This is a genomic window from Vibrio sp. PBL-C16 (assembly GCF_034321865.1).
GTDB classification, from domain to species: domain Bacteria; phylum Pseudomonadota; class Gammaproteobacteria; order Enterobacterales; family Vibrionaceae; genus Vibrio; species Vibrio alginolyticus.
The window spans coordinates 375,048-397,616 of record NZ_JAXLNY010000002.1 but is presented as its reverse complement, the minus strand read 5'-3'; the positions used below and the strand labels follow the sequence as shown (position 1 = coordinate 397,616).

The 22,569-nt window shown below is 44.8% G+C and carries 21 protein-coding genes; 13 read left to right on the top strand and 8 right to left on the bottom strand.

Annotation, left to right across the window (positions count from 1 at the left end):
- Positions 1 to 39: 39 nt before the first annotated feature.
- Positions 40 to 696 (top strand): ribose-5-phosphate isomerase RpiA, encoded by a 657-nt coding sequence (gene rpiA / locus UQW94_RS10125; protein ID WP_005380982.1) that lies wholly within the window; start codon positions 40 to 42, stop codon positions 694 to 696.
- 274 nt (positions 697 to 970) lie between these two features.
- Positions 971 to 2,203: a phosphoglycerate dehydrogenase gene (serA, locus tag UQW94_RS10120; protein WP_322142222.1), complete on the top strand. Its 1,233-nt coding sequence runs from the start codon at positions 971 to 973 to the stop codon at positions 2,201 to 2,203.
- 71 nt (positions 2,204 to 2,274) lie between these two features.
- Here serA and UQW94_RS10115 read toward each other — a convergent pair whose 3' ends face one another.
- Positions 2,275 to 2,967, bottom strand: coding sequence for an oxidative stress defense protein (locus tag UQW94_RS10115; protein ID WP_005384550.1), 693 nt, complete (start codon positions 2,965 to 2,967; stop codon positions 2,275 to 2,277).
- Positions 2,968 to 3,175: 208 nt separating this feature from the next.
- Positions 3,176 to 4,072, bottom strand: a complete 897-nt coding sequence (locus tag UQW94_RS10110; RefSeq protein WP_213872881.1) for a LysR family transcriptional regulator ArgP — start codon at positions 4,070 to 4,072, stop codon at positions 3,176 to 3,178.
- A gap of 147 nt (positions 4,073 to 4,219) precedes the next feature.
- On the opposite strand from UQW94_RS10110, the gene UQW94_RS10105 reads away from it, so the two are divergent.
- Positions 4,220 to 4,849: a LysE/ArgO family amino acid transporter gene (locus UQW94_RS10105; protein ID WP_031780897.1), complete on the top strand. Its 630-nt coding sequence runs from the start codon at positions 4,220 to 4,222 to the stop codon at positions 4,847 to 4,849.
- A 26-nt stretch (positions 4,850 to 4,875) separates the two neighbouring features.
- Positions 4,876 to 5,358, top strand: a complete 483-nt coding sequence (locus UQW94_RS10100) for a YbaK/EbsC family protein (protein ID WP_322142221.1) — start codon at positions 4,876 to 4,878, stop codon at positions 5,356 to 5,358.
- 47 nt (positions 5,359 to 5,405) lie between these two features.
- On the opposite strand, the gene mscS is transcribed toward UQW94_RS10100, so the two are convergent.
- From mscS to UQW94_RS10075, 5 genes are all read right to left on the bottom strand, one after another.
- Positions 5,406 to 6,272 carry a small-conductance mechanosensitive channel MscS gene (gene mscS / locus UQW94_RS10095; protein ID WP_005380995.1) on the bottom strand — a complete coding sequence of 289 codons (867 nt, stop codon included), beginning with the start codon at positions 6,270 to 6,272 and terminating at the stop codon, positions 5,406 to 5,408.
- A 424-nt stretch (positions 6,273 to 6,696) separates the two neighbouring features.
- The gene (gene fbaA / locus UQW94_RS10090; protein ID WP_005380996.1) at positions 6,697 to 7,773 is read right to left on the bottom strand and encodes a class II fructose-bisphosphate aldolase; all 1,077 of its coding nucleotides are present in this window, start codon (positions 7,771 to 7,773) and stop codon (positions 6,697 to 6,699) included.
- Between the two features lie 154 nt (positions 7,774 to 7,927).
- On the bottom strand, positions 7,928 to 9,088 hold the full coding sequence (locus UQW94_RS10085; RefSeq protein ID WP_005384547.1) for a phosphoglycerate kinase: 1,161 nt from the start codon (positions 9,086 to 9,088) through the stop codon (positions 7,928 to 7,930).
- Between the two features lie 151 nt (positions 9,089 to 9,239).
- Positions 9,240 to 10,277: an erythrose-4-phosphate dehydrogenase gene (epd, locus tag UQW94_RS10080; RefSeq protein WP_005384545.1), complete on the bottom strand. Its 1,038-nt coding sequence runs from the start codon at positions 10,275 to 10,277 to the stop codon at positions 9,240 to 9,242.
- A 135-nt stretch (positions 10,278 to 10,412) separates the two neighbouring features.
- The gene (locus UQW94_RS10075; RefSeq protein WP_005380999.1) at positions 10,413 to 12,371 is read right to left on the bottom strand and encodes a ligand-gated channel protein; all 1,959 of its coding nucleotides are present in this window, start codon (positions 12,369 to 12,371) and stop codon (positions 10,413 to 10,415) included.
- Positions 12,372 to 12,511: 140 nt separating this feature from the next.
- On the opposite strand from UQW94_RS10075, the gene UQW94_RS10070 reads away from it, so the two are divergent.
- A complete protein-coding gene (locus UQW94_RS10070) occupies positions 12,512 to 13,405 on the top strand; it encodes a LysR family transcriptional regulator (RefSeq protein WP_322142220.1) in 894 nt (297 codons plus the stop codon).
- Positions 13,406 to 13,496: 91 nt separating this feature from the next.
- Here the strand turns inward: UQW94_RS10070 and tkt are convergent, their stop codons facing one another.
- On the bottom strand, positions 13,497 to 15,491 hold the full coding sequence (gene tkt, locus UQW94_RS10065) for a transketolase (RefSeq protein WP_005381028.1): 1,995 nt from the start codon (positions 15,489 to 15,491) through the stop codon (positions 13,497 to 13,499).
- A 315-nt stretch (positions 15,492 to 15,806) separates the two neighbouring features.
- Between tkt and metK the strand changes: the two genes are divergently transcribed.
- The 8 genes from metK (at position 15,807) to ruvX (ending at position 22,535) form a co-directional block, all read left to right on the top strand.
- On the top strand, positions 15,807 to 16,961 hold the full coding sequence (metK, locus tag UQW94_RS10060; RefSeq protein ID WP_005384541.1) for a methionine adenosyltransferase: 1,155 nt from the start codon (positions 15,807 to 15,809) through the stop codon (positions 16,959 to 16,961).
- Between the two features lie 402 nt (positions 16,962 to 17,363).
- On the top strand, positions 17,364 to 18,161 hold the full coding sequence (locus tag UQW94_RS10055; RefSeq protein ID WP_005381026.1) for a DUF2189 domain-containing protein: 798 nt from the start codon (positions 17,364 to 17,366) through the stop codon (positions 18,159 to 18,161).
- 68 nt (positions 18,162 to 18,229) lie between these two features.
- Positions 18,230 to 18,727 carry a SprT family zinc-dependent metalloprotease gene (locus UQW94_RS10050; RefSeq protein ID WP_054866486.1) on the top strand — a complete coding sequence of 166 codons (498 nt, stop codon included), beginning with the start codon at positions 18,230 to 18,232 and terminating at the stop codon, positions 18,725 to 18,727.
- Positions 18,728 to 18,877: 150 nt separating this feature from the next.
- The gene (gene endA / locus UQW94_RS10045; protein ID WP_025768831.1) at positions 18,878 to 19,573 is read left to right on the top strand and encodes a deoxyribonuclease I; all 696 of its coding nucleotides are present in this window, start codon (positions 18,878 to 18,880) and stop codon (positions 19,571 to 19,573) included.
- Between the two features lie 113 nt (positions 19,574 to 19,686).
- Positions 19,687 to 20,418 (top strand): 16S rRNA (uracil(1498)-N(3))-methyltransferase, encoded by a 732-nt coding sequence (gene rsmE, locus UQW94_RS10040; protein ID WP_154205024.1) that lies wholly within the window; start codon positions 19,687 to 19,689, stop codon positions 20,416 to 20,418.
- A gap of 13 nt (positions 20,419 to 20,431) precedes the next feature.
- Positions 20,432 to 21,382, top strand: coding sequence for a glutathione synthase (gshB, locus tag UQW94_RS10035; RefSeq protein WP_005381021.1), 951 nt, complete (start codon positions 20,432 to 20,434; stop codon positions 21,380 to 21,382).
- Between the two features lie 128 nt (positions 21,383 to 21,510).
- Positions 21,511 to 22,074: a YqgE/AlgH family protein gene (locus UQW94_RS10030; RefSeq protein ID WP_005381020.1), complete on the top strand. Its 564-nt coding sequence runs from the start codon at positions 21,511 to 21,513 to the stop codon at positions 22,072 to 22,074.
- A 35-nt stretch (positions 22,075 to 22,109) separates the two neighbouring features.
- Complete coding sequence (ruvX, locus tag UQW94_RS10025; protein ID WP_053304143.1) at positions 22,110 to 22,535, top strand: Holliday junction resolvase RuvX; 426 nt, start codon at positions 22,110 to 22,112, stop codon at positions 22,533 to 22,535.
- The last annotated feature ends 34 nt before the right edge of the window (positions 22,536 to 22,569 follow it).

Here is a 22,569-nt window from a genome sequence, read left to right as displayed (position 1 = left end):
GCCCGCAAACGTTAACGAACATCTATTCAGGAGATTGGCATGACTCAAGATGAAATGAAAAAAGCGGCTGGTTGGGCAGCACTAAAATATGTTGAGAAAGGCAGCATTGTCGGTGTTGGTACTGGCTCTACCGTGAATCACTTCATCGATGCACTAGGCACTATCAAAGATGATATTAAAGGTGCAGTGTCTAGCTCTGTCGCTTCAACTGAGCGCCTTAAAGAGCTTGGTATTGAAGTATACGAGTGTAACGATGTAATGAAGCTGGATGTGTATGTTGATGGCGCAGATGAGATCAACCCAGCACGTGAAATGATCAAAGGCGGCGGCGCGGCTCTGACTCGTGAGAAAATTGTCGCAGCAATCTCTGATAAGTTCGTATGTATCGTTGACGGCACTAAAGCAGTTGACGTACTTGGCCAGTTCCCATTGCCTGTTGAAGTAATCCCAATGGCACGCTCTTACGTGGCTCGTGAATTGGTAAAACTAGGTGGTGATCCAGCTTACCGTGAAGGCGTTGTGACTGACAACGGCAACGTGATTCTGGATGTGCACAATATGCAAATTACCAACCCGAAAGAAATGGAAGACAAAATAAACGGCATCGCTGGTGTGGTGACTGTGGGTCTTTTCGCTCATCGTGGTGCAGACGTAGTGATCACTGGCACACCAGAAGGTGCAAAAATTGAAGAATAAGTAACAGCCCAAAATGAACCTATCTGGTTCACTTTTCTGTTATTTCATTACATACGGTGCTGCAAGGCACCGTTTTTTATTCCTTTCTATAAGAAAATTATCTCTTATTCCGTAATTTTCTTACCCAAAGCAATTTTTTTTTGTTACTTTATTGAACAGAAGACGCACAGGGAAACGTTTGTCTTCCTACAAAACTGTTAATTATCCCCTTTTTAATAGTTTTGTCCAATGTGCGCCACATTAGCCCACCTTTCCATTTTAAGGACGAGAAAAAATGGCCAAAGTTTCACTGGAAAAAGAAAAGATTAAGATCCTCTTGTTAGAGGGACTCCACCCTTCTTCAGTTGAAGTTCTTCAAGCAGCTGGTTATACCAACATTGAATACCATAAAGGTTCCCTTCCGGAAGAAGAACTAATTGAAGCGGTAAAAGACGTACACTTCATTGGTATCCGCTCCCGTACGAACCTATCCGAAGAGGTAATCAATGCGGCGAACAAGCTGGTTGCAATTGGCTGTTTTTGTATTGGTACTAACCAAGTAAACCTAGACGCAGCAGCAAAACGCGGTATTCCTGTCTTTAATGCACCATTCTCTAACACTCGAAGCGTGGCAGAGCTTGTACTTGGGCAAATCCTTTTACTAGTGCGTGGTATTCCTGAAAAGAATGCACTTGCACATCGCGGTATTTGGAAGAAAAGTGCAGACAACTCTTACGAAGCTCGTGGTAAGTACCTTGGCATTATCGGATACGGTCACATTGGTACTCAGCTTGGTATTATTGCCGAAAACTTAGGTATGCGCGTTTACTACTACGATATTGAGAACAAACTGTCCCTTGGTAATGCGACGCAAGTACATACCATGAGTGAACTACTGAACAAATGTGATGTGATTTCTTTGCACGTTCCCGAAACACCGGAAACGAAAAACATGATGGGTGAAGCTGAATTTGCTCGAATGAAACCAGGTTCCATCTTTATCAACGCGGCACGTGGCACCGTTGTGGATATTCCTGCACTTTGCCATAGCTTAGAAGCTGGTCACCTTGCCGGCGCTGCAATTGATGTATTCCCAACTGAACCAAAAACGAATGCTGACCCGTTCGAGTCTCCTTTACAAAAATTCGATAACGTCATCCTCACTCCACACGTTGGTGGTTCAACGCAAGAAGCGCAAGAGAATATCGGCTTAGAAGTGGCGGGTAAACTGGCTAAGTACTCTGATAACGGCTCGACACTTTCAAGCGTAAACTTCCCTGAAGTGTCATTACCAGAACACAGTGGTGAGTGTTCTCGTCTGCTTCATATCCACAAGAACCGTCCTGGTATCCTAACTCAGATCAACACCATCTTTGCTGAAGAAGGCATTAACATTGCCGCGCAGTACCTACAAACAGCCGCTGAAATAGGCTACGTAGTGATCGACGTTGAAACTGAGCGCTCAGAAGAAGCTCTAACAAAGCTCAAAAACATTGAAGGCACAATCCGTGCCCGTATCCTTCACTAAACAGTGAAACAGAAACGACAAAGGCAGGGGTTATGACTCCCTGCCTTTTGCTTTTTACTGTTTGCTAAGCCTTACTTTAGCTTATAAATGACATCGACTTGATCGCGAATGATCATAGTTGAATCTTGGTAGCTATTCGCTCCTTCTTTACTATCCATCGCCATTGAACGCATTAACACAGGCTGAACGTGCATCTGTCTGTAATTGATCTGCCATACATCGCCCAACTTTTTCTCAAAACCAGTCGCTAATGACCCTGCTTTTTCTCTTGCGTCCTTAATCGCAGCCATTCGTGCCTTTTGCTGATACTCGGCTTGGTTGCTTACCTTAAGTTGAATATTATCAACCTGATTAATTCCCGCTTCTAACGCCATATCTAGGTATTGGTTAAGGTTTTTCAGATCCGTCACCGTGACATCAATACTGCGAGATGCTCGATACCCAACAAGTTCTGCTTTCCCTGATTTAGGGTAATGGTACTGAGGAGCAAGGTATAAATTCGAGCTAGTAATATTGTCTTTTGACAAGCCGGCATCCGATAAGCTTTTTAGAAACTCTTCAACGGTTTTATCTACGGACAATTTCGCTTGTTCAGCCGTCATTGTCGTATCGACTACTTTTACAGAAAACGTAGCCATATCAGGTGTGGCCGTCACTTCGCCATACCCCGTTGTCGTAACATGAGCAAACTCTGGCGTATTCGCCAAAACTGAAGCACTGGTAAGGCTGAGTGCTGAAGCCAGCAAAAATGAATACAATTTCATTCAATAAATCCATCCATACAAAATTAAGTACTTAATCTCAGATTCCAACATCACTATCATGGCTGAGAAAGCGTGTGGTTTCATAATAGAAACTTCCGCCGATTATCCAAGCACCCATAGTGACTTCTAACACAACTTTGACTATGTAACATTGGCGTAATCTTTAAATAAAACACACTTAAGTTAACGATATGCAGCTCTGACAAACTTATTGAGGTAGATGCTGCTGCGCATACCCCACTATCGCATGTGAGATTTCTTGTAGTACCCCAGTTTCTAACTGCCAGTGGTGCCAATAAATCCGATGGGACATTAAAAAACCTGGAGTCACATCAACCAACACACCTCTGTCTAATTCGTCGGTAATTTGCAAGCGAGGGATCAAGCAATAAGCAACACCAGCTAACGCCACTTTTAGAAACGCTTCAGAACTACTGATGTTGTGATGAATAACGCTGTCAGGATTGACGTTAAAATGCTCGGTAAGAAATGTTTTATGTAGATCATCATATTGGTCATATGAAACGGCCGGTGCTTTTGTCAATGTCTGATTATTTACACCTTTAGAAAAATAACGCTGATAGAACTCTGGGCTCGCGACACAAACATAATCGATGCGACCTAAATAGTCTGCTCTGCATCCGGGGATTGGCTGGGACTCCAAGCTGATCGCTCCTGTCACTTCGCCACTTTTGAGTTTTTCAATAGAGCGGTATTCACCATAGATAGTCAGTTTTAGTTCAACTTGACGCTGCTTCATAACATTTTGCAGCGCTGGCAGTAGCCATGTTGCAAGGCTATCTGCATTAGTCGCTAAAGAGAGTTGCACAGGTCGCGTACTGGTATCATTCTTTAGTTCGGGGAGAATTTCATGCTCTAGCAAGCGTACTCGCCGATAAAGACCCAACAATTTTTTACCAATTGGCGTTGGCTTAGGTGGCTGGCTTCGAATTAAAACAGGCTGCGCGAGAAACTTCTCTAACTGCTTGATACGTTGAGAAATGGCGGATTGAGAAACAAATAAATGCTCAGCAGCACGCTCAAAGCTACCCTGATAAACTATAGCGTCTAATGCCTCAATCCATTTGTAATCTAACCCTCGCATACCTTCCCTCTCACTCCAGATCAAACGCCTCCCGTTAAATTAGTCTATCTAATGTAAGATTAAAATCATTAATTATACTTATTTAGATAAACGCTTTATCTTTCCCCTCTATGTAAATGTATTTGTTATTTTGAAGTGAGGTGAAGTGTGAGCTTGTGGGTTCTATTGCAAGGTTTTGGTTTAGGAGCATCAATGATCATTCCGATCGGCGCGCAAAATGCGTATGTTTTGAATCAAGGCATAAAGCGTAACCACCACCTAACAACCGCCACTATTTGTAGCGTGCTAGATATGATTTTCATCTCTCTAGGTATCTTTGGTGGTGGTGCAATTCTGTCTCAAAATGAAATCTTACTGACGTCGGTGACACTTGGTGGTATTGCTTTCTTGAGCTTCTATGGACTGCTCTCGCTAAAAAGTGCTTTTAAGCCAGAGAGTGAATCGGAATCAAAAGGGGAGATCGTAGCTCGAGGTCGTCGAACAGTTATTCTAGGTGCGTTAGCTGTCACTGTGCTTAATCCGCACTTATATTTAGATACAGTCGTTATTCTAGGTTCGATCGGTGGACAATTTGAAGGCCATGATCGCATTGCTTTTGCACTAGGTACGATTATGGCTTCCTTTGTTTGGTTCTACACTTTATCGATAGGAGCAGCCAAACTAGGTCCAACACTCTCTCAACCAAAAGTGAAAAAAACCATCGACATTGCAATCGCAATGATGATGTTCACAATAGCGTATATCTTAGCGAGTGAGCTTATTGATAAGTATTGGTAATCGCCAGGTAGTAAGGCAGCAAAGACATGGAGTCACTAAAACGTATTTATAACAACAATAGAAAGCGATTCAACGCGCTCTCTATTCCTTTTCGGGAATGGCAGCACGAAGCCATCTTAGACTTTGAGACAGATATACGCATTGCGAGAGAGCTTGGTTGGACGGGTACGCATACCAAAAGCCTCTTTTTAACACTCAAAGGACAAGGTTACGCGGTTTATCTGACAGATAAGGACTCGCGCCTCGATGCCAAGCAGATTAAAGCGATTACAGGTAAACGTCCCTCTATTTGTAATGACGATGAAATGGTCGAAGTGTTAGGTTGCGTACCCGGCGCGGTTTGCCCAATAGGCTTACCGGAATACATCACTATCATTGTTGATACCAATCTCTATCAACATCAAGAGTTGCTCTATACGCCTGGCTTACCTGAGTTCACATTTGGATTTGCAGGTAAACATCTAAAACGCCTCTTACTTGCTGGTCATCACACCCTTTACGAAGTATAAAAAAGCGAGGCCTATTGGCCTCGCTTTTGAATATCGACTGCTTTTGATTAAGCGTCGACTTTGTTCAGGTGAACATCCATTTGTGGGAATGGAATCTCGATACCATTTTCATCCAATGCTTCTTTAATACCTTGCATTGCATCAAAGTATACGCCCCAGTAATCTGCAGTTTTCACCCATGGACGAACCACAAAGTTAACTGAAGAGTCTGCTAACGTAAGTACACCAATTGTGATATCTGGGTCTTTCAAGATACGTGGATCTTTCTCTAGCGTCTCACGAATCACTTTCTTCGTTAGTTTAAGGTCTGCTTTGTATGAAACACCAATCACTAGGTCGACACGTCGTGTCGCATGGCGAGAGTAGTTAGTAATGGCACCGCCGATAACTGAAGAGTTAGGCACAACAACCATTTTGTTGTCTGGTGTTTTTAGAACGGTTTGGAAGATTTGAATTGCTTCAACACTACCCGCTACACCACCGATTTCTACGTAGTCGCCTGATTTGAATGGACGGAACGCAACAATAAGTACGCCTGCTGCAAAGTTTGATAGTGAACCTTGTAGTGCAAGACCAACAGCAAGACCTGCCGCACCAATCACAGCAACAACAGAAGCGGTTTGAACTCCTAATCGACCAAGAGCCGCGATTAGCACGATTACAAATAGCAAGTAACGAACAAGACCGTGAATAAATTCAACGACGGCCTTATCCATGTTTTTCTTTTCTAGTACTTTAGAAACACTACCAGCGACTGCCTTAACGATAAGATTACCGATAAACAGAATAAGCAGCGCAGAGATAATGTTCACACCGTACTGAACCAGTAGATCTGAATTGTTTGTCAGCCAAGTTTCAGCCTGAGTTAGACCATCCGTTAAAGTGGTATCGATACCCACCGATTCACCTGCCATAATTCTTATCCTCAAAAATAAAGAGATATAAATCCAATTGCCGTTAATTTATGAACCTTGTTTTTTAAAGGCTCTTTTCTAAAACAACATCCCTATTGCTCCACTGAACAGTGTCAGATTTTTGGCACAATATCCCAACTCTGACTTTTTTCAAAGTCAGAGTTTCGCAAAGATATGCAAAACAAGACTTTATCAGAGCTTTCTGACACTGACTTGTTACAGGTTACGCAATGCACTCTGATTTCGCCACTCTTAAGACTGATATTCCCATGTTTTCTTTAAAAAAACGTTAAAGGTGAGATATCTCACTAGCAAATACAACCTAACGCATAAAAATATCGGGAGAAAGCAGCGGGGAAGAAAGTGATAGACATAAAAAAACCCGCTCAAAGAGCGGGTTTTTAAGTAACTTAATCAGTAACGATTATAGTACGTCAACTGCGTTAAGGTCAGCAAATGCTTGCTCTAGACGAGTAACCATTGAAGCTTGGCCTGCACGTAGCCATACGCGTGGATCGTAGTACTTCTTGTTTGGTGCATCTTCACCAGTTGGGTTACCGATCTGGCCTTGTAGGTAATCGTGGTTTTCAGCTTCGAACTTACGGATACCATCCCAAGTAGCCCACTGTGTATCAGTATCGATGTTCATTTTGATTACACCGTAGCCGATAGATTCACGGATTTCTTCTAGAGAAGAACCTGAACCGCCGTGGAATACGAAGTTTAGAGAGTTCGCTGGAAGACCGAATTTCTCAGAAACGTGCGCTTGAGAATCACGTAGGATAGTTGGAGTTAGTACAACGTTACCTGGCTTGTATACGCCGTGTACGTTACCGAAAGATGCTGCGATAGTGAAACGGTGGCTGATTGCGCTTAGTTTCTCGTATGCGTATGCAACGTCTTCTGGAGAAGTGTATAGCTCAGACGCATCCATATCAGAGTTGTCAACGCCGTCTTCTTCACCACCAGTACAACCTAGTTCGATTTCTAGAGTCATGTTCATTTTAGCCATGCGCTCTAGGTACTTAGCAGAAATTTCGATGTTCTCTTCTAGAGACTCTTCAGAAAGGTCGATCATGTGAGAAGAGAACAGTGGCTTACCAGTTTGCGCGAAGTACTCTTCACCAGCGTCTAGTAGACCGTCGATCCAAGGAAGTAGTTTCTTAGCTGCATGGTCAGTGTGTAGGATTACTGGAACACCGTAAGCTTCAGCTACAGCGTGAACGTATTTCGCACCAGCAACAGCACCTAGGATTTGAGCTTCTTGACCTTCAAGTTTTAGACCTTTACCAGCAAAGAAAGCAGCGCCACCGTTAGAGAACTGAACGATAACCGGAGCTTTAACTTTTGCAGCTGCTTCAAGTACTGCGTTTACAGAGTCAGTACCCACACAGTTTACTGCTGGAAGTGCAAAGCTGTTTTCTTTTGCAACTTCAAATACTTTCTGAACGTCATCGCCAGAGATAACACCTGGTTTTACGAAGTCGAAGATCTTAGACATGGATGTAATCCTATTTATCTGTCGTTTTTAAACAAAACTTGTTAAGTTGAAAATCTTGCAAACGTTTGCTCACAACTGAGGCTATTCTAGCAGAGTTCCTCACACGTTGCAGCAAACAAGAAAGCGGGAGAATCACTCCCCCGCTTTGCTTTAATTACTTAGCGCGTGCTTCTAGCATTTCTACTGCTGGAAGAACTTTACCTTCTACGAACTCAAGGAAAGCGCCACCGCCAGTAGAGATGTAAGATACATCCGCTTTGATACCGAACTTGTCGATAGCTGCTAGCGTGTCACCACCGCCTGCAACAGAGAAGCCTTCAGAAGCTGCGATAGCTTCAGAGATACCTTTAGTACCTGCTTCGAAGTTCTTGAATTCGAATACGCCTACTGGACCATTCCATAGGATAGTCTTAGCGTTTTTAAGGATTTCAGCTAGTTCAGCTGTTGAATCTGGACCAAGGTCGAAGATCATGTCGTCGTCTTGTACTTCAGAAACGTGCTTAATTTCAGCTTCTGCGTTCTCGTCGAATGCTTTCGCACATGCAACGTCAGTTGCTACTGGAATTGCACACTCGTCCATTAGCTTCTTAGCTGTTTCAACTAGGTCTGCTTCGTATAGAGACTTACCAACGTTGTGGCCAGCAGCTGCGATGAATGTGTTAGCAATACCACCACCAACAACGAGTTGGTCAGCGATTTTAGATAGAGACTCAAGAACCGTTAGCTTAGTAGAAACTTTTGAACCACCTACGATAGCAACCATTGGACGAGCTGGCTTGTCCATTGCTTTGCCTAGCGCTTCTAGTTCGTTCGCTAGTAGAGGACCAGCACATGCTACGTCTGCGTGCATACCAACGCCGTGAGTAGATGCTTGAGCACGGTGAGCCGTACCGAATGCGTCCATTACGAATACGTCACATAGTGCTGCGTATTTCTTAGATAGCTCTTCGTCGTTTTTCTTTTCGCCTTTGTTGAAGCGAACGTTTTCAAGAACAACAAGTTCACCCGCATTTAGCTCTAGGCCATCTAGGTAGTCTTTTGCTAGCTTCACTTCGCAATCTAGTGCGTCGTTTAGGTAGTTAACAACTGGTTGTAGAGAGAACTCTTCAGCGTATTCACCTTCAGTTGGGCGACCTAGGTGAGACGTAACCATTACTTTAGCGCCTGCTTCTAGGCAGTGCTTAATAGTTGGAAGAGATGCGATGATACGTGCATCCGAAGTTACTTTACCGTCTTTTACTGGCACGTTTAGGTCAGCACGGATAAATACACGTTTACCTGCAAGATCCAGGTCAGTCATCTTGATTACAGACATGATGTGTCCTCTCAAATATTTAATAATTAAAGTTTTTGAAAACTCGGCAACCCTGCCAAGCCTGTTAATTCTTCAAACTGGTTATAGATATGGAGATATTATGGATTTATTTCAAGGCTTGAAATAAAAATTCTCCATCACTTCTTCGTCATTACTGTTCCACTTGCGAAGAAGCTTGCATTGCTAAGGCAGTATCCAGCATCCGGTTAGCAAAGCCCCATTCGTTGTCGCACCAAACGAGCATTTTTACGAGTTGCCCGTTACTCACTCTAGTCTGGCTTCCATCCACAATCGCACTATGGGGGTCGTGGTTAAAGTCGATGGAAACGAGTGGCGATTCAGTATAGTCAACAATGTTACGTAATGTACACTGAGATGCGTTAACAATGGTTTGATTTACGTCATTAACTTTCACATTTGTACTAATTGTGACACTTAAATCCATTGCAGTGACGTTAACCGTTGGAACACGAACAGAAATTGCTTCGAATTTGTTGGAAAATTTCGGGAAGATTCTTTCAATCCCCTTATGCAACTTAGTGTCCACCGGAATAATAGATTGGCTTGCAGCGCGGGTACGGCGTAAGTCGTTATGATACGCATCAATTACTTGTTGATCGTTCATGGACGAATGAATTGTCGTAATGGTGCCAGACTCTATGCCGAAGGCTTCGTCTAATACTTTAATGATGGGAACAATACAGTTGGTGGTGCAAGAGCCATTGGAGACAACACGGTGCTCGTCTTTCAGAGTTTCGTGGTTCACGCCATAGATAATCGTATTATCTAGGTCGTTTGCGCCCGGGTGCGAAAACAGTACTTTCTTCGCGCCTGCTTCTATATGCGCTTGCCCATCCGCTTGCGAACCAAATACGCCAGTGCAATCCAAGACGATATCAACTTCTAAATCACGCCAAGGAAGTAATTCGATTTCGGAGAGGTGGAGAATGCGAATGGAATCATATTCACCGCTGTCATGATGAACATGCAAATGTTCTTGGTCATGGGAAATTTTTTTACCAAAGCGACCATGACTGGTGTCATATTGCAGTAGGTGTGCCATCGCCTCTGGCTGTGCTAGTTCGTTTACCGCCACAACCTTGATCTGCTGGTGTTTTCCGCTTTCATACACCGCTCGCAGAACATTACGACCTATACGTCCAAATCCATTGATCGCAACCTTTAGCATTTATCCTTCGCCCTACCAAAAATTTCGTGTCACAGATACTACCTGATCAGGCTGACAAACGCACCTGTTGAATCAAAGTAAAGCAGGATTAAAAAAGGTCGAGACTATGCTCGACCTTATTACAACGATAGATAATTAAAATGCGACGTCTAAACCTAACCAGTAGCGACGACCATCTTCAATATATCCATATTCTTCGTAACTGATTTCCTCGTCCAGCAAGTTATAGATAGCGCCTTTAATACGAGTATTGTCGGTTAACTGGTATGTCACACCGGCGTCCACAAAGGTATAAGCTGGTTCTACAATACTGTTTCTTGATGGGCCAGTAACCGGATCCATTTCTTTACCTCGGTACGTGACTTTCGCCCAGCTCTCTAGATCTGTTGTCGTTTGCCAAGTCACATCCACATTAAACAGATGCTTTGGTAACTGCTGCAGCGGCATGCCTTTGTATTCACCTGTTTTTTGCTCTGAGTCGGTAAATGTGTAGCTCGAGCTAAGGTAAATGGTTTCCGTTAACGGCGATGCTAAGGTCGCTTCAATACCTTGTGTGACGGCTTCATCCACGTTAATACGGTACGTTGGATCTGCGCCCCATTGGTTTGGACCATCAGTACAGATAGTGTCTGGACAAACAACACGTGTGATCTTGTCTTTGAATTCGTTATGGAACGCTGTCAAAGAGACATCTAAGCCAGAATCACCTTGATACAAGACGCTGATTTCTTTGTTTAGCGACGTTTCAGGGTCAAGATCTGGGTTACCGTAGATATTACCGCCACCACTGACTTGCGCCCAGCCAGGAGTAATTTCACGTAATTGTGGAGAACGGAAACCTGTTGCCACACCGCCTTTCACCGTCCAAGACGGATCAACTCGCCATACACCGTAAACACGCGGACTAAAATGCGCGCCATAGTTTTCGTCATGATCTAGACGGCCGCCAAGCGTAACGCTAAACGGATCAGCAATTCTCCATTCATCTTCAATGAAAACAGCCCACTGCGTATTCGATGTTTCAGTCTTCGATGACGCTTTGTTGGAGGTGAAATCCTCAAGCTCTGCATGAGTGGCGTCCACACCCGTCGTCAACGTATGGTTTCCGATACCAGTCACCAAGCTCGATTTGAACGTGGTGTTGGTGATCGTCATCTCACGAGATTTGTTCTCGCTCTCTTCTCGCTGTAAGTAAGTATCTGAAATGCCAATCGAATCCCAATCACCGTTGTGGCTTACCGTTACGTAATTACGACGATATTCATTCAGTGAATCTTCACACCCTCCACGACACCCAGTGGTCGGCACTGAAAGGCCCACATTTCCACGACGACTTTGTGCCGACGTGCCACCTTCTAATTGTACCGAGTGGCGCTCATTAATCTGGTAAGTCAGTTTTGAAGAGATACTCTGCATATCTTTATCTTCATAACCGTATTCGATGTCATCTTCTTCTCTGGTTGTGTACTGACCATATACTTGGAGAGATAAATTTTCAGCCAACGGACCATTAACGAAAAAGTTCGCGCTCTGCTCTCCACCTGAGCGGCTATTCTCTTGTAGTACCGTGCCCAGTTGAACATTACCCGTCCACTCTAGCGCATCTTTTCGTGTGATGACGTTAATCACACCACCAATCGCATCAGAACCGTAAAGCGTCGACATTGGGCCACGAATAACTTCTATTCGCTCAATCGCTTGAAGAGGAGGTAACCAACCTTGTTCGATACCAGGACCGTCACTATTTGGACGAGTTTCACGCGTGCTTTGACGCTTACCATCGACCAGTATCAAAGTGTATTTAGAACCCATACCACGGATACTAATGTCGGTGGTATCACCACCACCTGTCACGACAACACCTGGTACACTTTTTAGTGCATCAGTCACATCGCGGTAATAACGAGAGTCCAACTCCTCACGTGAAATCACACTAATACTTGCAGGCGCGTCCGCTTGAGATTGCTCGTAGCTTGATGCAGTTACAACCACTGTTTCCATTTTAGAAACTGCATCATTGGCAAAAACATGAGGGACACTGACGAAGGCTAAAATACCAGTTGCGGTAATAACTGGCAGTCTAAGAGTAGACATCTACATCTCCATAATTGATAATGATTATTATTTTCGAAAGTGAATTATTCACAAATAGAATGAGATGCATAGTGAGAGTTATGGAACGGTTCTTTCCATTTATGGAACTCGTACATAACGCAGTAAGGAGTAAAAGAAATATGCACGACTTAGCATCAATTAGAGCCTTTGATGCGCTCAATCATCATAAAAGTTTGACAGCAGCTGCTAAAGCCCTTAATCAGCCAAAATCAACGCTAAGTCGTCGCTTGGCACAATTAGAAGAAGACTTCGGTCAGGCTCTAACCGCCAGACAAGGTAATAGATTAGTTCTGACAAGAGCTGGAGAAATCTTTGCCCACTACAGCCGCCAGATTCTTGAGTTAAGTGAAGAGAGTTATGATGCACTCCAAGGTTTAACGAACCAAGTTTCAGGGCCACTGCATATTGTTTGTCACACTGCCTTAGTTAGAAGCTGGCTCGGCGGCGTACTCAATCGTTTTCTTGCTGATAATCCCGATGTTAGAGTTCAACTTACCAGTGACTTTTCTGAAGCGCACCATGACCCAGATTTGTTCATCTGGCTCGGTGAACGTAAAGAGCTAGACTGGCGAAAAGAAGTGCTGGGGGTATTTCGCTATACGCCTTTTGCCTCTCCAAATTATCTAAAACAACATGGGCCTATACCGCACCCCAAAGAACTTGAAGCACATCCATGGATCGATTTTGGTTCAGTGCAAGAAAATGGATTGATGCTAGCACACCCTCAACACGGTGAGTTCTTTTTAGAACCCTTTGTTAGTCGGTTATACAGCGACAACATAGCAATGCAAATAGACAGTATCGCGAATGGTCATGGTATTGGACTGCTGCCGACTTGGACAGCATGCGGCTATGAGAAACATCACCCAGGGCGAATCACACCTTGCTTAGAAGGTTGGCTTTCTGAGCCTATTTCCATTAACTGCTATACACCAGCAGGACGACCACCACTGCGCTTATCCGTACTTTTAGACTGCATTCACCAAAGCATTCCACAAGGTTGGAAAACCTGACAAAAATAAAAAGGCCATCATAATGATGGCCTTTCTAACTTTAGCATCTAACAGTTGTCGTTTACGTTCGACTGTTTAGATGGTCCTGCAATTACGCTAGCAATTCTTTAGCTGTGTTCACTACGTTTTCAGTCGTGAAGCCAAACATCTCGAATAGCTGACCAGCAGGTGCTGATTCACCGAATGTTGTCATACCGATGATGCGACCGTCGAAGCCTACGTACTTGTACCAGAAATCCGCAATGCCCGCTTCAATAGCGATACGTGCCGTTACGTCTGATGGCAGTACAGATTCACGGTAAGCAGCGTCTTGTTTGTCGAATGCGTCTGTTGATGGCATTGAAACAACGCGTACTTTCTTGCCTTCTGAAGTTAGTTGCTCAGCGGCTTTCACTGCAAGCTCAACCTCAGAACCTGTTGCGATAAGGATTAGCTCAGGCTTACCTTCGCTATCTTTCAGGATGTAAGCACCTTTCGCGATGTCTGCGACTTGTTCAGCAGTACGCTCTTGTTGCGCTAGGTTTTGACGAGAGAAGATAAGTGCAGTTGGTGCGTCTTTACGTTCAATCGCTAGTTTCCATGCAACTGCAGACTCAACTTGGTCACATGGGCGCCATGTGCTCATGTTTGGAGTCACACGTAGAGACGCCATTTGCTCAACAGGTTGGTGAGTTGGGCCATCTTCGCCAAGACCGATCGAATCATGCGTGTAAACTTGGATGTTCTGAATTTTCATCAGCGCAGCCATACGCATTGCGTTACGAGCGTATTCCATGAACATTAGGAATGTTGCGCCGTAAGGAACGAAACCACCGTGCAATGCGATACCGTTGATGATAGCAGTCATACCGAATTCGCGTACACCGTAGTGGATGTAGTTGCCAGAGAAGTCCTCCGTTTCTAGAGACTTAGAACCAGACCACATGGTCAGGTTAGAAGGCGCTAGGTCAGCAGAACCACCCATAAACTCAGGAAGCATTTGACCAAACGCTTCTAGTGCATTTTGCGATGCTTTACGTGATGCAATGTTCGCTGGGTTTGCTTGAAGATCAGCAATGATTTGGTTCGCTTTTTCTTCCCACTGTGCAGGAAGTTCGCCGTTTAGACGACGTTTAAGCTCTGCCGCTTCAGCAGGGTAAGCTGCAGCGTATGCTTCGAATTTTTCATTCCAAGCTGCTTCTTTCGCGGCGCCCGCTTCTTTTGCATCCCACTCAGCGTAAACATCTGCCGGGATCTCAAATGGGCCGTACTCCCAACCTAGGTATTCGCGAGCCGCTTGGATTTCATCGTGACCTAGTGGTGCACCGTGACAGTCGTGTGAGCCAGACTTGTTAGGAGAACCGAAACCGATAATTGTTTTGGTACAGATAAGCGTAGGACGTGGGTCCGCTTTTGCTGCTTCAATTGCTGCGTTGATCGCGTCTGAGTCGTGACCATCGACCGCTGGGATTACATGCCAGCCGTACGCTTCAAAACGCTTAGGTGTATCGTCAGAGAACCAGCCTTCAACATGACCGTCGATAGAAATGCCGTTGTCATCCCAGAACGCGATCAGTTTGCCTAGACCTAACGTCCCAGCAAGAGAGCATGCTTCATGCGAGATGCCTTCCATTAGACAGCCGTCACCCATGAACACATACGTAAAGTGGTCAACGATATCGTGACCTTCTTTGTTGAACTGTGCCGCTAGTGCTTTCTCTGCGATCGCCATACCAACAGCGTTAGTGATGCCTTGACCTAGAGGACCCGTTGTTGTCTCGATACCAGGCGCGTAGCCGTACTCTGGGTGACCTGGGGTTTTTGAGTGCAATTGACGGAAGTTTTTCAGATCGTCAATAGATAGCTCGTAACCGCTTAAGTGCAGTAGAGAGTAAATAAGCATTGACCCATGACCGTTTGACAGCACAAAGCGATCGCGGTCGGCCCACTCTGGGTTTGAAGGGTTATGGTTTAGGTGAGAGCGCCAAAGAACTTCAGCGATATCAGCCATACCCATTGGTGCGCCTGGGTGGCCTGAGTTAGCTTGTTGAACACCATCCATGCTTAGAGCACGAATTGCATTGGCAAGATGTTTACGAGACGACATGTCTGCTCCTGAGTACATTAAGCGAAACGAAAAGTAGGTCATAATTCTCTCAAAGCCCTGTTGGGTGTGCAAACGTTTTCCAGTCCAAAACCTCACAAATATTGCACCTTTCGCGCCAAATCGTTCGAAGTTCTTAAAATTATCAATAAATCAGGCAAACGTTTGGTTATAACAAAAACCAAAAAAGAGCTTGTAATTCGAGCAATCAAATTTAGAATAGACGTCTAGATGTAGATACACCTACAAAAATTAGTATTAATTTGCGCTGGAGAGTTTATCATTCCCCAGTTTTAAACCAGATATAGTGGAGCTAACATGGCTAAGCACCTGTTTACTTCTGAGTCAGTATCAGAAGGTCATCCAGATAAAATTGCAGACCAGATTTCTGATGCGGTTCTTGACGCGATTCTAGAGCAAGATCCAAAGGCTCGTGTTGCATGTGAGACTTACGTTAAAACCGGTATGGTAATGGTGGGTGGTGAAATCACGACTTCAGCATGGGTAGACATCGAAGAGTTAACTCGTGAAACCGTTCGTGAAATCGGCTACGTACATTCAGATATGGGCTTTGACGCAGATTCTTGTGCGGTACTAAACACAATCGGTAAACAGTCGCCAGATATCAACCAAGGTGTTGATAAAGCTGACCCTAAAGAACAAGGTGCAGGCGACCAAGGCATCATGTTTGGTTACGCTTGTAACGAAACTGAAGTACTAATGCCAGCGCCAATTACTTACTCTCACCGTCTTGTTCAAAAGCAAGCAGAAGTTCGTAAAAACGGCACACTACCTTGGTTGCGTCCTGATGCAAAATCTCAGGTAACATTCCAATACGATCAAGGTAACATCGTTGGTATCGACGCGGTTGTTCTTTCAACTCAACACTGTGATTCAATCTCAACTTCAGACCTGCGTGAAGCGGTAATGGAAGAGATCATTAAGCCAGTGCTACCTTCTGAGTGGATCAACAAAGAAACAAACTTCTTCATTAATCCAACCGGTCGCTTCGTAATCGGTGGTCCTATGGGTGACTGTGGTCTAACTGGTCGTAAGATCATCGTAGATACCTACGGCGGCGCAGCTCGTCACGGTGGCGGTGCGTTTTCTGGTAAAGATCCATCAAAAGTTGACCGTAGTGCAGCATACGCAGCACGCTACGTAGCGAAAAACATCGTAGCGGCAGGCATGGCTGACCGTTGTGAGATCCAACTTTCTTACGCAATCGGTGTTGCTGATCCAACGTCTATCATGGTGGAAACGTTCGGTACTGAGAAAGTACCTCACGACATCATCATTGAAGCGGTTCGTCAATTCTTCGACCTACGTCCATACGGTCTACAAGAAATGCTTAACCTTCTTCAACCTATCTACAAGAAGACAGCGGCATACGGTCACTTCGGTCGTGAAGAATTCCCGTGGGAAGCGACAGACAAAGCTGCACTTCTACGCGATTTCGCTGGCATCAAATAATCAAGCCAAGCAAGAATCAATCAAGCCCTCGCCTATGGCGGGGGCTTTTTATTTTCAGCAACTTTTATCCAGCTATTTCGGCTCATACCGCCCTGACCCACAAAGCAGTCCTGTTTCTCCCTCATTTTTTATACCGAATAAATTTTAAGCAATTATTTGTAAATTATCCCATCTCCGCCAATAGTTAAAATATTGTTAACTCCAATTTAAATAGAGACGTCGGATGCTGGCGACTGTGGAAGCACACTTAAGTAAAGACATGAGTCAGGCATCTTTATGGCCGATACCAAACTAAGCCAATGCTCAGATGTAAACTTGAAAAAGTCGCTTCAAGTTTGACTGAACAAAAACCGCTGTCAGTTGGTATAAGCGGATAATGTGGGAATAAATCAAGGAGGAGTTATGCCTCGAACTGTTAATCCATCGGACTTCCACAACAAGCGAAAGGAAGTGCCAGACAACGAATACGCCAGAACCATACCGTGCAATACGGTCAATCTTTCTGCACCTTTTCATTGGCTCGCATTAGGTCTGCATGATTTCGTGCGAATGCCGCTTATTAGTGCTTTCTATGGCATCTGTTTTATGGCTGCTGCGATAGGCATTGTTTTGCTCGTACAGTGGCAAGGCACACACTTAGTCGTCATGCCCAGTTTGATTGTTTACATGTTAATCGGTCCGTTTCTCGCGCTGGGCTTGTATGATGCCAGTTGGGAGAGAGAGCGCGGACACAAAGCAAGCTTGTTCCATTCAATGAAAGCGATCGGTCGTAACTCAACATCTCAATGGGCGTTCGCCGTGTTACTCGCAGTGTGTATGATATTTTGGATGCGCATTGCCGCTCTACTTCATGCACTCTACCCTTCTGTTCAAGGGGCACCTTTAAGTGAGTTCCTACCCTTCCTTGTCATCGGCTCTTTAGTTGGCTTTGTTTTGGCTTGTGTGGTGTTTAGCATTTCAGCCTTTTCTATTCCTCTCATGATGGAGCGTCGCGTAGACATGATGACCGCTGTATTTACCAGCTTTAATGCAGTGAAATCCAACATTCCAGCAATGATTGTTTGGGCAGCGATCATCTGTGGCGGTATTCTTATCGGCTTTGCGACCTACGGGATCGGAATGTTGTTTACCATGCCAATTCTAGGCTACGGTACATGGCACGCTTACCATGCCACCATCAAGAAAAAACACACACCATAATTAACTGATGCTATGATCTGGCCCTCGCAAATGCGGGGGCTTTTTTATTTGATTTATCGAGGTGAATTGTGGATATAGAACTCAGCTATAAAGCCAAGCAAGTGATGGCGGGCTGTATCGCGATGGCAGAACAAGCTTTCAAACGTTCTTTCCCGATTCCAACAATCACCTTCGACGTCCGTGGGAAAGCGGCAGGAAAGGCCTACCTTCAATTAAATCAAGTACGCCTAAACCCTGTTTTATTTCGCGAAAACACCCAAGCATTCTTAGATGAAGTCATTCCTCATGAAGTAGCACACCTGATTACTTATCAGGTTTACGGGCGAGTTAGGCCTCACGGCAAAGAATGGAAAGGCGTCATGGAAGCCGTATTTAACGTACCAGCCAAAACCACTCACAACTTTGAAGTAAAATCCGTTCAAGGTAAAACCTTTGAGTATCGTTGTGGTTGTATGACCTACCCTCTATCGATTCGCCGTCATAATAAAGTACTGCGCAAAGAGGCGACGTACTCTTGTCAAAAATGCCGCCAACCACTTAACTTCACCGGCATTCAGTTATCGTAGCCCTTACCTCATAGTGTTACTTGCGTTCCCAAAATAAAGATCGAGTTGATCAAAACCTTCCCTTCGCCACTTATTGTTAACTTACTCATCACTAAAGCTATTTTATGCGTGTTATCATGAATAAAGTCATACTTTATAAAGACTTTTATCATGAAATACTTATTCTCTCTGTTGCTTATCGCGCTTTCTAGCACTGCGATTGCCGCGCCACCGAGCTCATTCTCTGCAGCCAAACGTGAGGCGGTCAAAATTTATCAAGACCACCCAACAAGCTTCTACTGTGGCTGTAACATTCAATGGCAAGGCAAGAAAGGCTTACCCGATTTAGCCTCTTGCGGTTACCAAGTCCGTAAACAAGAAAAACGGGCTGCACGAATCGAATGGGAGCACGTTGTTCCTGCGTGGCAATTTGGCCACCAGCGTCAATGCTGGCAAGATGGCGGACGTAAAAACTGTAAGAAAAAAGACAAAACTTTTCGTTTGATGGAAGCAGACTTACACAACCTAACTCCTGCTATTGGTGAAGTAAACGGTGACCGTTCGAACTACAACTTCAGCCAATGGAACGGTATGGATGGCGTGAGTTATGGTCGCTGTGAGATGCAAGTGAACTTTAAGCAGCGTAAAGTCATGCCACCAGACCGTGCGCGTGGCTCAATTGCTCGCACCTATCTATACATGAGCAAAGAGTACGGTTTCAAACTGTCGAAGCAGCAAACGCAATTAATGAGTGCTTGGAACAAAACCTATCCTGTCGATAAATGGGAATGTGAGCGTGACGAGCGCATTGCAAAAGTACAGGGCAATCACAACCCATTTGTTCAAGAAGCCTGCCGCGCACTGTAACCTCCGACCTCGAAGCGTTTCAATTACTGATATTGAAACGCTTCTTGCCCCTTGTTTTTTCGGTGCAAAGCATCCATGTTAGGGTTTAAGTTTATTCTCTTGCTGGAAATCTCATGCGTACCCCTCGAATTTATCATCCAGAAACCATTCATCAACTTGGCTCACTTGCTTTAAGTGACGACGCAGCAGGCCATATCGGTCGTGTTTTGCGCATGAAAGAAGGCCAAGACGTTCTCCTTTTTGACGGCAGTGGCGCAGAGTTCCCAGCGGTTATCAGTGAAGTCAGCAAGAAATCAGTTTTGGTTAACATCACCGAGCGTGTAGAAAGCAGTATTGAATCCCCTTTAGATCTGCACCTTGGTCAAGTCATTTCACGTGGCGATAAGATGGAGTTCACCATCCAAAAGTCTGTTGAACTTGGCGTCAATACCATCACTCCTCTGATTTCTGAACGTTGTGGCGTCAAGCTTGACCAAAAGCGTTTTGAGAAAAAACTCGCGCAATGGCAGAAAATCGCCATCAGTGCCTGTGAGCAATGTGGGCGTAATGTCGTGCCCGAAATTCGTCCAATTATGAGCTTGGAAGAGTGGTGTCAAGAAGAGTACGATGGTTTAAAGCTTAACCTTCACCCTCGTGCTAAATACTCAATCAACACTTTGCCAACCCCGGTTGAAAAAGTGCGCCTACTGATCGGTCCTGAAGGCGGTTTATCGTCTGAAGAGATCGAGATGACTCGAGAATACCAATTTGAAGAAACGCTACTCGGCCCTCGCGTTCTGCGCACCGAAACAGCGGCTCTGACAGCAATTACAGCCTTACAAGTTCGTTTCGGCGATCTTGGTTAAACGGAGAAAAATAATGATCAAACTCGGTATCGTAATGGACCCAATCTCGTCCATTAACATCAAAAAAGACTCTAGCTTTGCCATGATGCTTGAAGCGCAACGACGCGGCTATGAAATCCACTACATGGAAATGAATGATCTGCATCTCGATCAAGGCGTTGCCATTGCAGATACTAAAGTGGTGGAACTAAAAGAAGATCCAAACGGTTGGTACGAGTTCAAATCAGAGCAAACTATCGAACTGTCTGAGCTAGACGCGGTGCTAATGCGTAAAGATCCTCCGTTTGATACTGAATACATCTACGCGACTTACATCCTTGAGCGTGCAGAAGAACAAGGTGCACTGATCGTTAACAAGCCTCAAAGCTTACGTGATTGTAACGAAAAGCTGTTTACAGCATGGTTCCCAGAGCTGACACCTACAACGATCGTGACGCGAAAAGCAGAAAAAATTAAAGAATTTCGTGAAAAACATGGTGATGTCATCCTGAAACCGCTTGATGGTATGGGTGGCGCGTCCATCTTCCGTGTGAAAGAAAACGATCCAAACGTCTCTGTGATCATCGAGACATTGACTAACCACGGTCAAAACTACGCAATGGCGCAAACCTTCGTGCCAGATATCAGCAACGGTGACAAACGTATCTTAGTGGTAGATGGCGAACCTATGCCTTACTGTCTAGCACGCATTCCTGCTAAAGGCGAAACGCGCGGCAACCTAGCCGCTGGTGGTACTGGTGAAGCTCGTCCGCTAAGCGAAACCGACCTCAAAATTGCGCAAACCGTTGCTCCGACATTGAAAGAAAAAGGCCTTATCTTTGTTGGCCTTGACGTAATTGGCGACAAGCTAACAGAAATCAACGTCACCAGCCCAACCTGTATTCGCGAAATTGAAGCAGCTTTTGATATCTCAATCACAGGCAAGCTGATGGATGCGATTGAGCGTCGAGTAAAAGGCGAATAACTCAAACTGTATTACAGTTAATAGAGAGCGTAGTACATTAACTTAAGCAAACTCATGCACATACCTAGATGGTAAACTGTATGATGTTTGCTTAAGGGCATTTACGAGAGTTAAGGGTCAGTATGAGTATGAATCTCACAAATCACTTTTTGGTTGCCATGCCTGGGATGAAAGATCCGTACTTTCAAAACAGCGTGATCTACGTTTGTGAGCACAACGAAGACGGCGCTATGGGGCTGATGATCAATGCTCCTGTTGATATCACCGTCGGCAACATGCTCAAGCAGGTGGAAGTTCAGCCAGTACACCCGCGCCTATTTGAAGCCAGTCTAGATAGACCAGTCTACAATGGCGGCCCAATCTCGGAAGATCGTGGTTTTATTTTGCATAAACCCAAAGATTACTACGAGTCCAGCGTCCAAATGACCGACGACCTCGCGGTAACCACTTCGCGAGATATTCTTTCGGTGTTAGGAACAGAAGCAGAACCAAGTGATTACCTAGTGGCACTTGGCTACTCCGGTTGGAGTGCAGGCCAATTAGAAAGTGAGCTGGTCGAAAACTCTTGGCTCACCATTGAAGCGACGCCTGAAATTATCTTTAATACACCAATCAACGAGCGTTGGAAGAAAGCGGTCGAAAAGCTGGGCATCGACCCAAGTCACCTTTCAGCAGACTCTGGACATGCTTAGTCCAAATATACAGTTACATTAGATAGAGACACCTTATGTCACGCACAATTATGGCTTTTGACTTTGGAACCAAAAGCATTGGTAGCGCTATTGGCCAAGAAATTACTGGTACAGCTTCCCCATTAAAAGCCTTTAAAGCCAATGACGGTATTCCAAACTGGGACGATATAGAAAAGCAAATCAAAGAGTGGCAACCAGATTTGCTAGTGGTCGGTTTACCGACCGATCTGCATGGTAAAGACCTTGAGACCATAACCCCTCGTGCACGAAAATTTGCTAAGCGTCTGCAAGGCCGATACGGATTGCCTGTTGAACTGCATGATGAGCGTTTATCTACAGCAGAAGCTCGTGCGGAGTTGTTCAGCATGGGCGGCTATAAAGCCCTATCGAAAGGTAATGTTGACTGCCAGTCAGCAGTGGTGATTCTAGAAAGCTGGTTTGAAGCCCTTTGGGATGAGTAAACACTTCAAGCACAATGAAAAAAGGTTGGCTCCT

Bases quoted from the DNA above. Each gene is read 5' to 3' on its own strand.
- rpiA (WP_005380982.1), top strand. From the start codon at position 40: ATGACTCAAGATGAAATGAAAAAAGCGGCTGGTTGGGCAGCACTAAAA.
- serA (WP_322142222.1), top strand. From the start codon at position 971: ATGGCCAAAGTTTCACTGGAAAAAGAAAAGATTAAGATCCTCTTGTTA.
- UQW94_RS10115 (WP_005384550.1), bottom strand. From the start codon at position 2,967: ATGAAATTGTATTCATTTTTGCTGGCTTCAGCACTCAGCCTTACCAGT.
- UQW94_RS10110 (WP_213872881.1), bottom strand. From the start codon at position 4,072: ATGCGAGGGTTAGATTACAAATGGATTGAGGCATTAGACGCTATAGTT.
- UQW94_RS10100 (WP_322142221.1), top strand. From the start codon at position 4,876: ATGGAGTCACTAAAACGTATTTATAACAACAATAGAAAGCGATTCAAC.
- mscS (WP_005380995.1), bottom strand. From the start codon at position 6,272: ATGGCAGGTGAATCGGTGGGTATCGATACCACTTTAACGGATGGTCTA.
- fbaA (WP_005380996.1), bottom strand. From the start codon at position 7,773: ATGTCTAAGATCTTCGACTTCGTAAAACCAGGTGTTATCTCTGGCGAT.
- UQW94_RS10085 (WP_005384547.1), bottom strand. From the start codon at position 9,088: ATGTCTGTAATCAAGATGACTGACCTGGATCTTGCAGGTAAACGTGTA.
- epd (WP_005384545.1), bottom strand. From the start codon at position 10,277: ATGCTAAAGGTTGCGATCAATGGATTTGGACGTATAGGTCGTAATGTT.
- UQW94_RS10075 (WP_005380999.1), bottom strand. From the start codon at position 12,371: ATGTCTACTCTTAGACTGCCAGTTATTACCGCAACTGGTATTTTAGCC.
- UQW94_RS10070 (WP_322142220.1), top strand. From the start codon at position 12,512: ATGCACGACTTAGCATCAATTAGAGCCTTTGATGCGCTCAATCATCAT.
- tkt (WP_005381028.1), bottom strand. From the start codon at position 15,491: ATGTCGTCTCGTAAACATCTTGCCAATGCAATTCGTGCTCTAAGCATG.
- metK (WP_005384541.1), top strand. From the start codon at position 15,807: ATGGCTAAGCACCTGTTTACTTCTGAGTCAGTATCAGAAGGTCATCCA.
- UQW94_RS10055 (WP_005381026.1), top strand. From the start codon at position 17,364: ATGCCTCGAACTGTTAATCCATCGGACTTCCACAACAAGCGAAAGGAA.
- endA (WP_025768831.1), top strand. From the start codon at position 18,878: ATGAAATACTTATTCTCTCTGTTGCTTATCGCGCTTTCTAGCACTGCG.
- rsmE (WP_154205024.1), top strand. From the start codon at position 19,687: ATGCGTACCCCTCGAATTTATCATCCAGAAACCATTCATCAACTTGGC.
- gshB (WP_005381021.1), top strand. From the start codon at position 20,432: ATGATCAAACTCGGTATCGTAATGGACCCAATCTCGTCCATTAACATC.
- UQW94_RS10030 (WP_005381020.1), top strand. From the start codon at position 21,511: ATGAATCTCACAAATCACTTTTTGGTTGCCATGCCTGGGATGAAAGAT.
- ruvX (WP_053304143.1), top strand. From the start codon at position 22,110: ATGTCACGCACAATTATGGCTTTTGACTTTGGAACCAAAAGCATTGGT.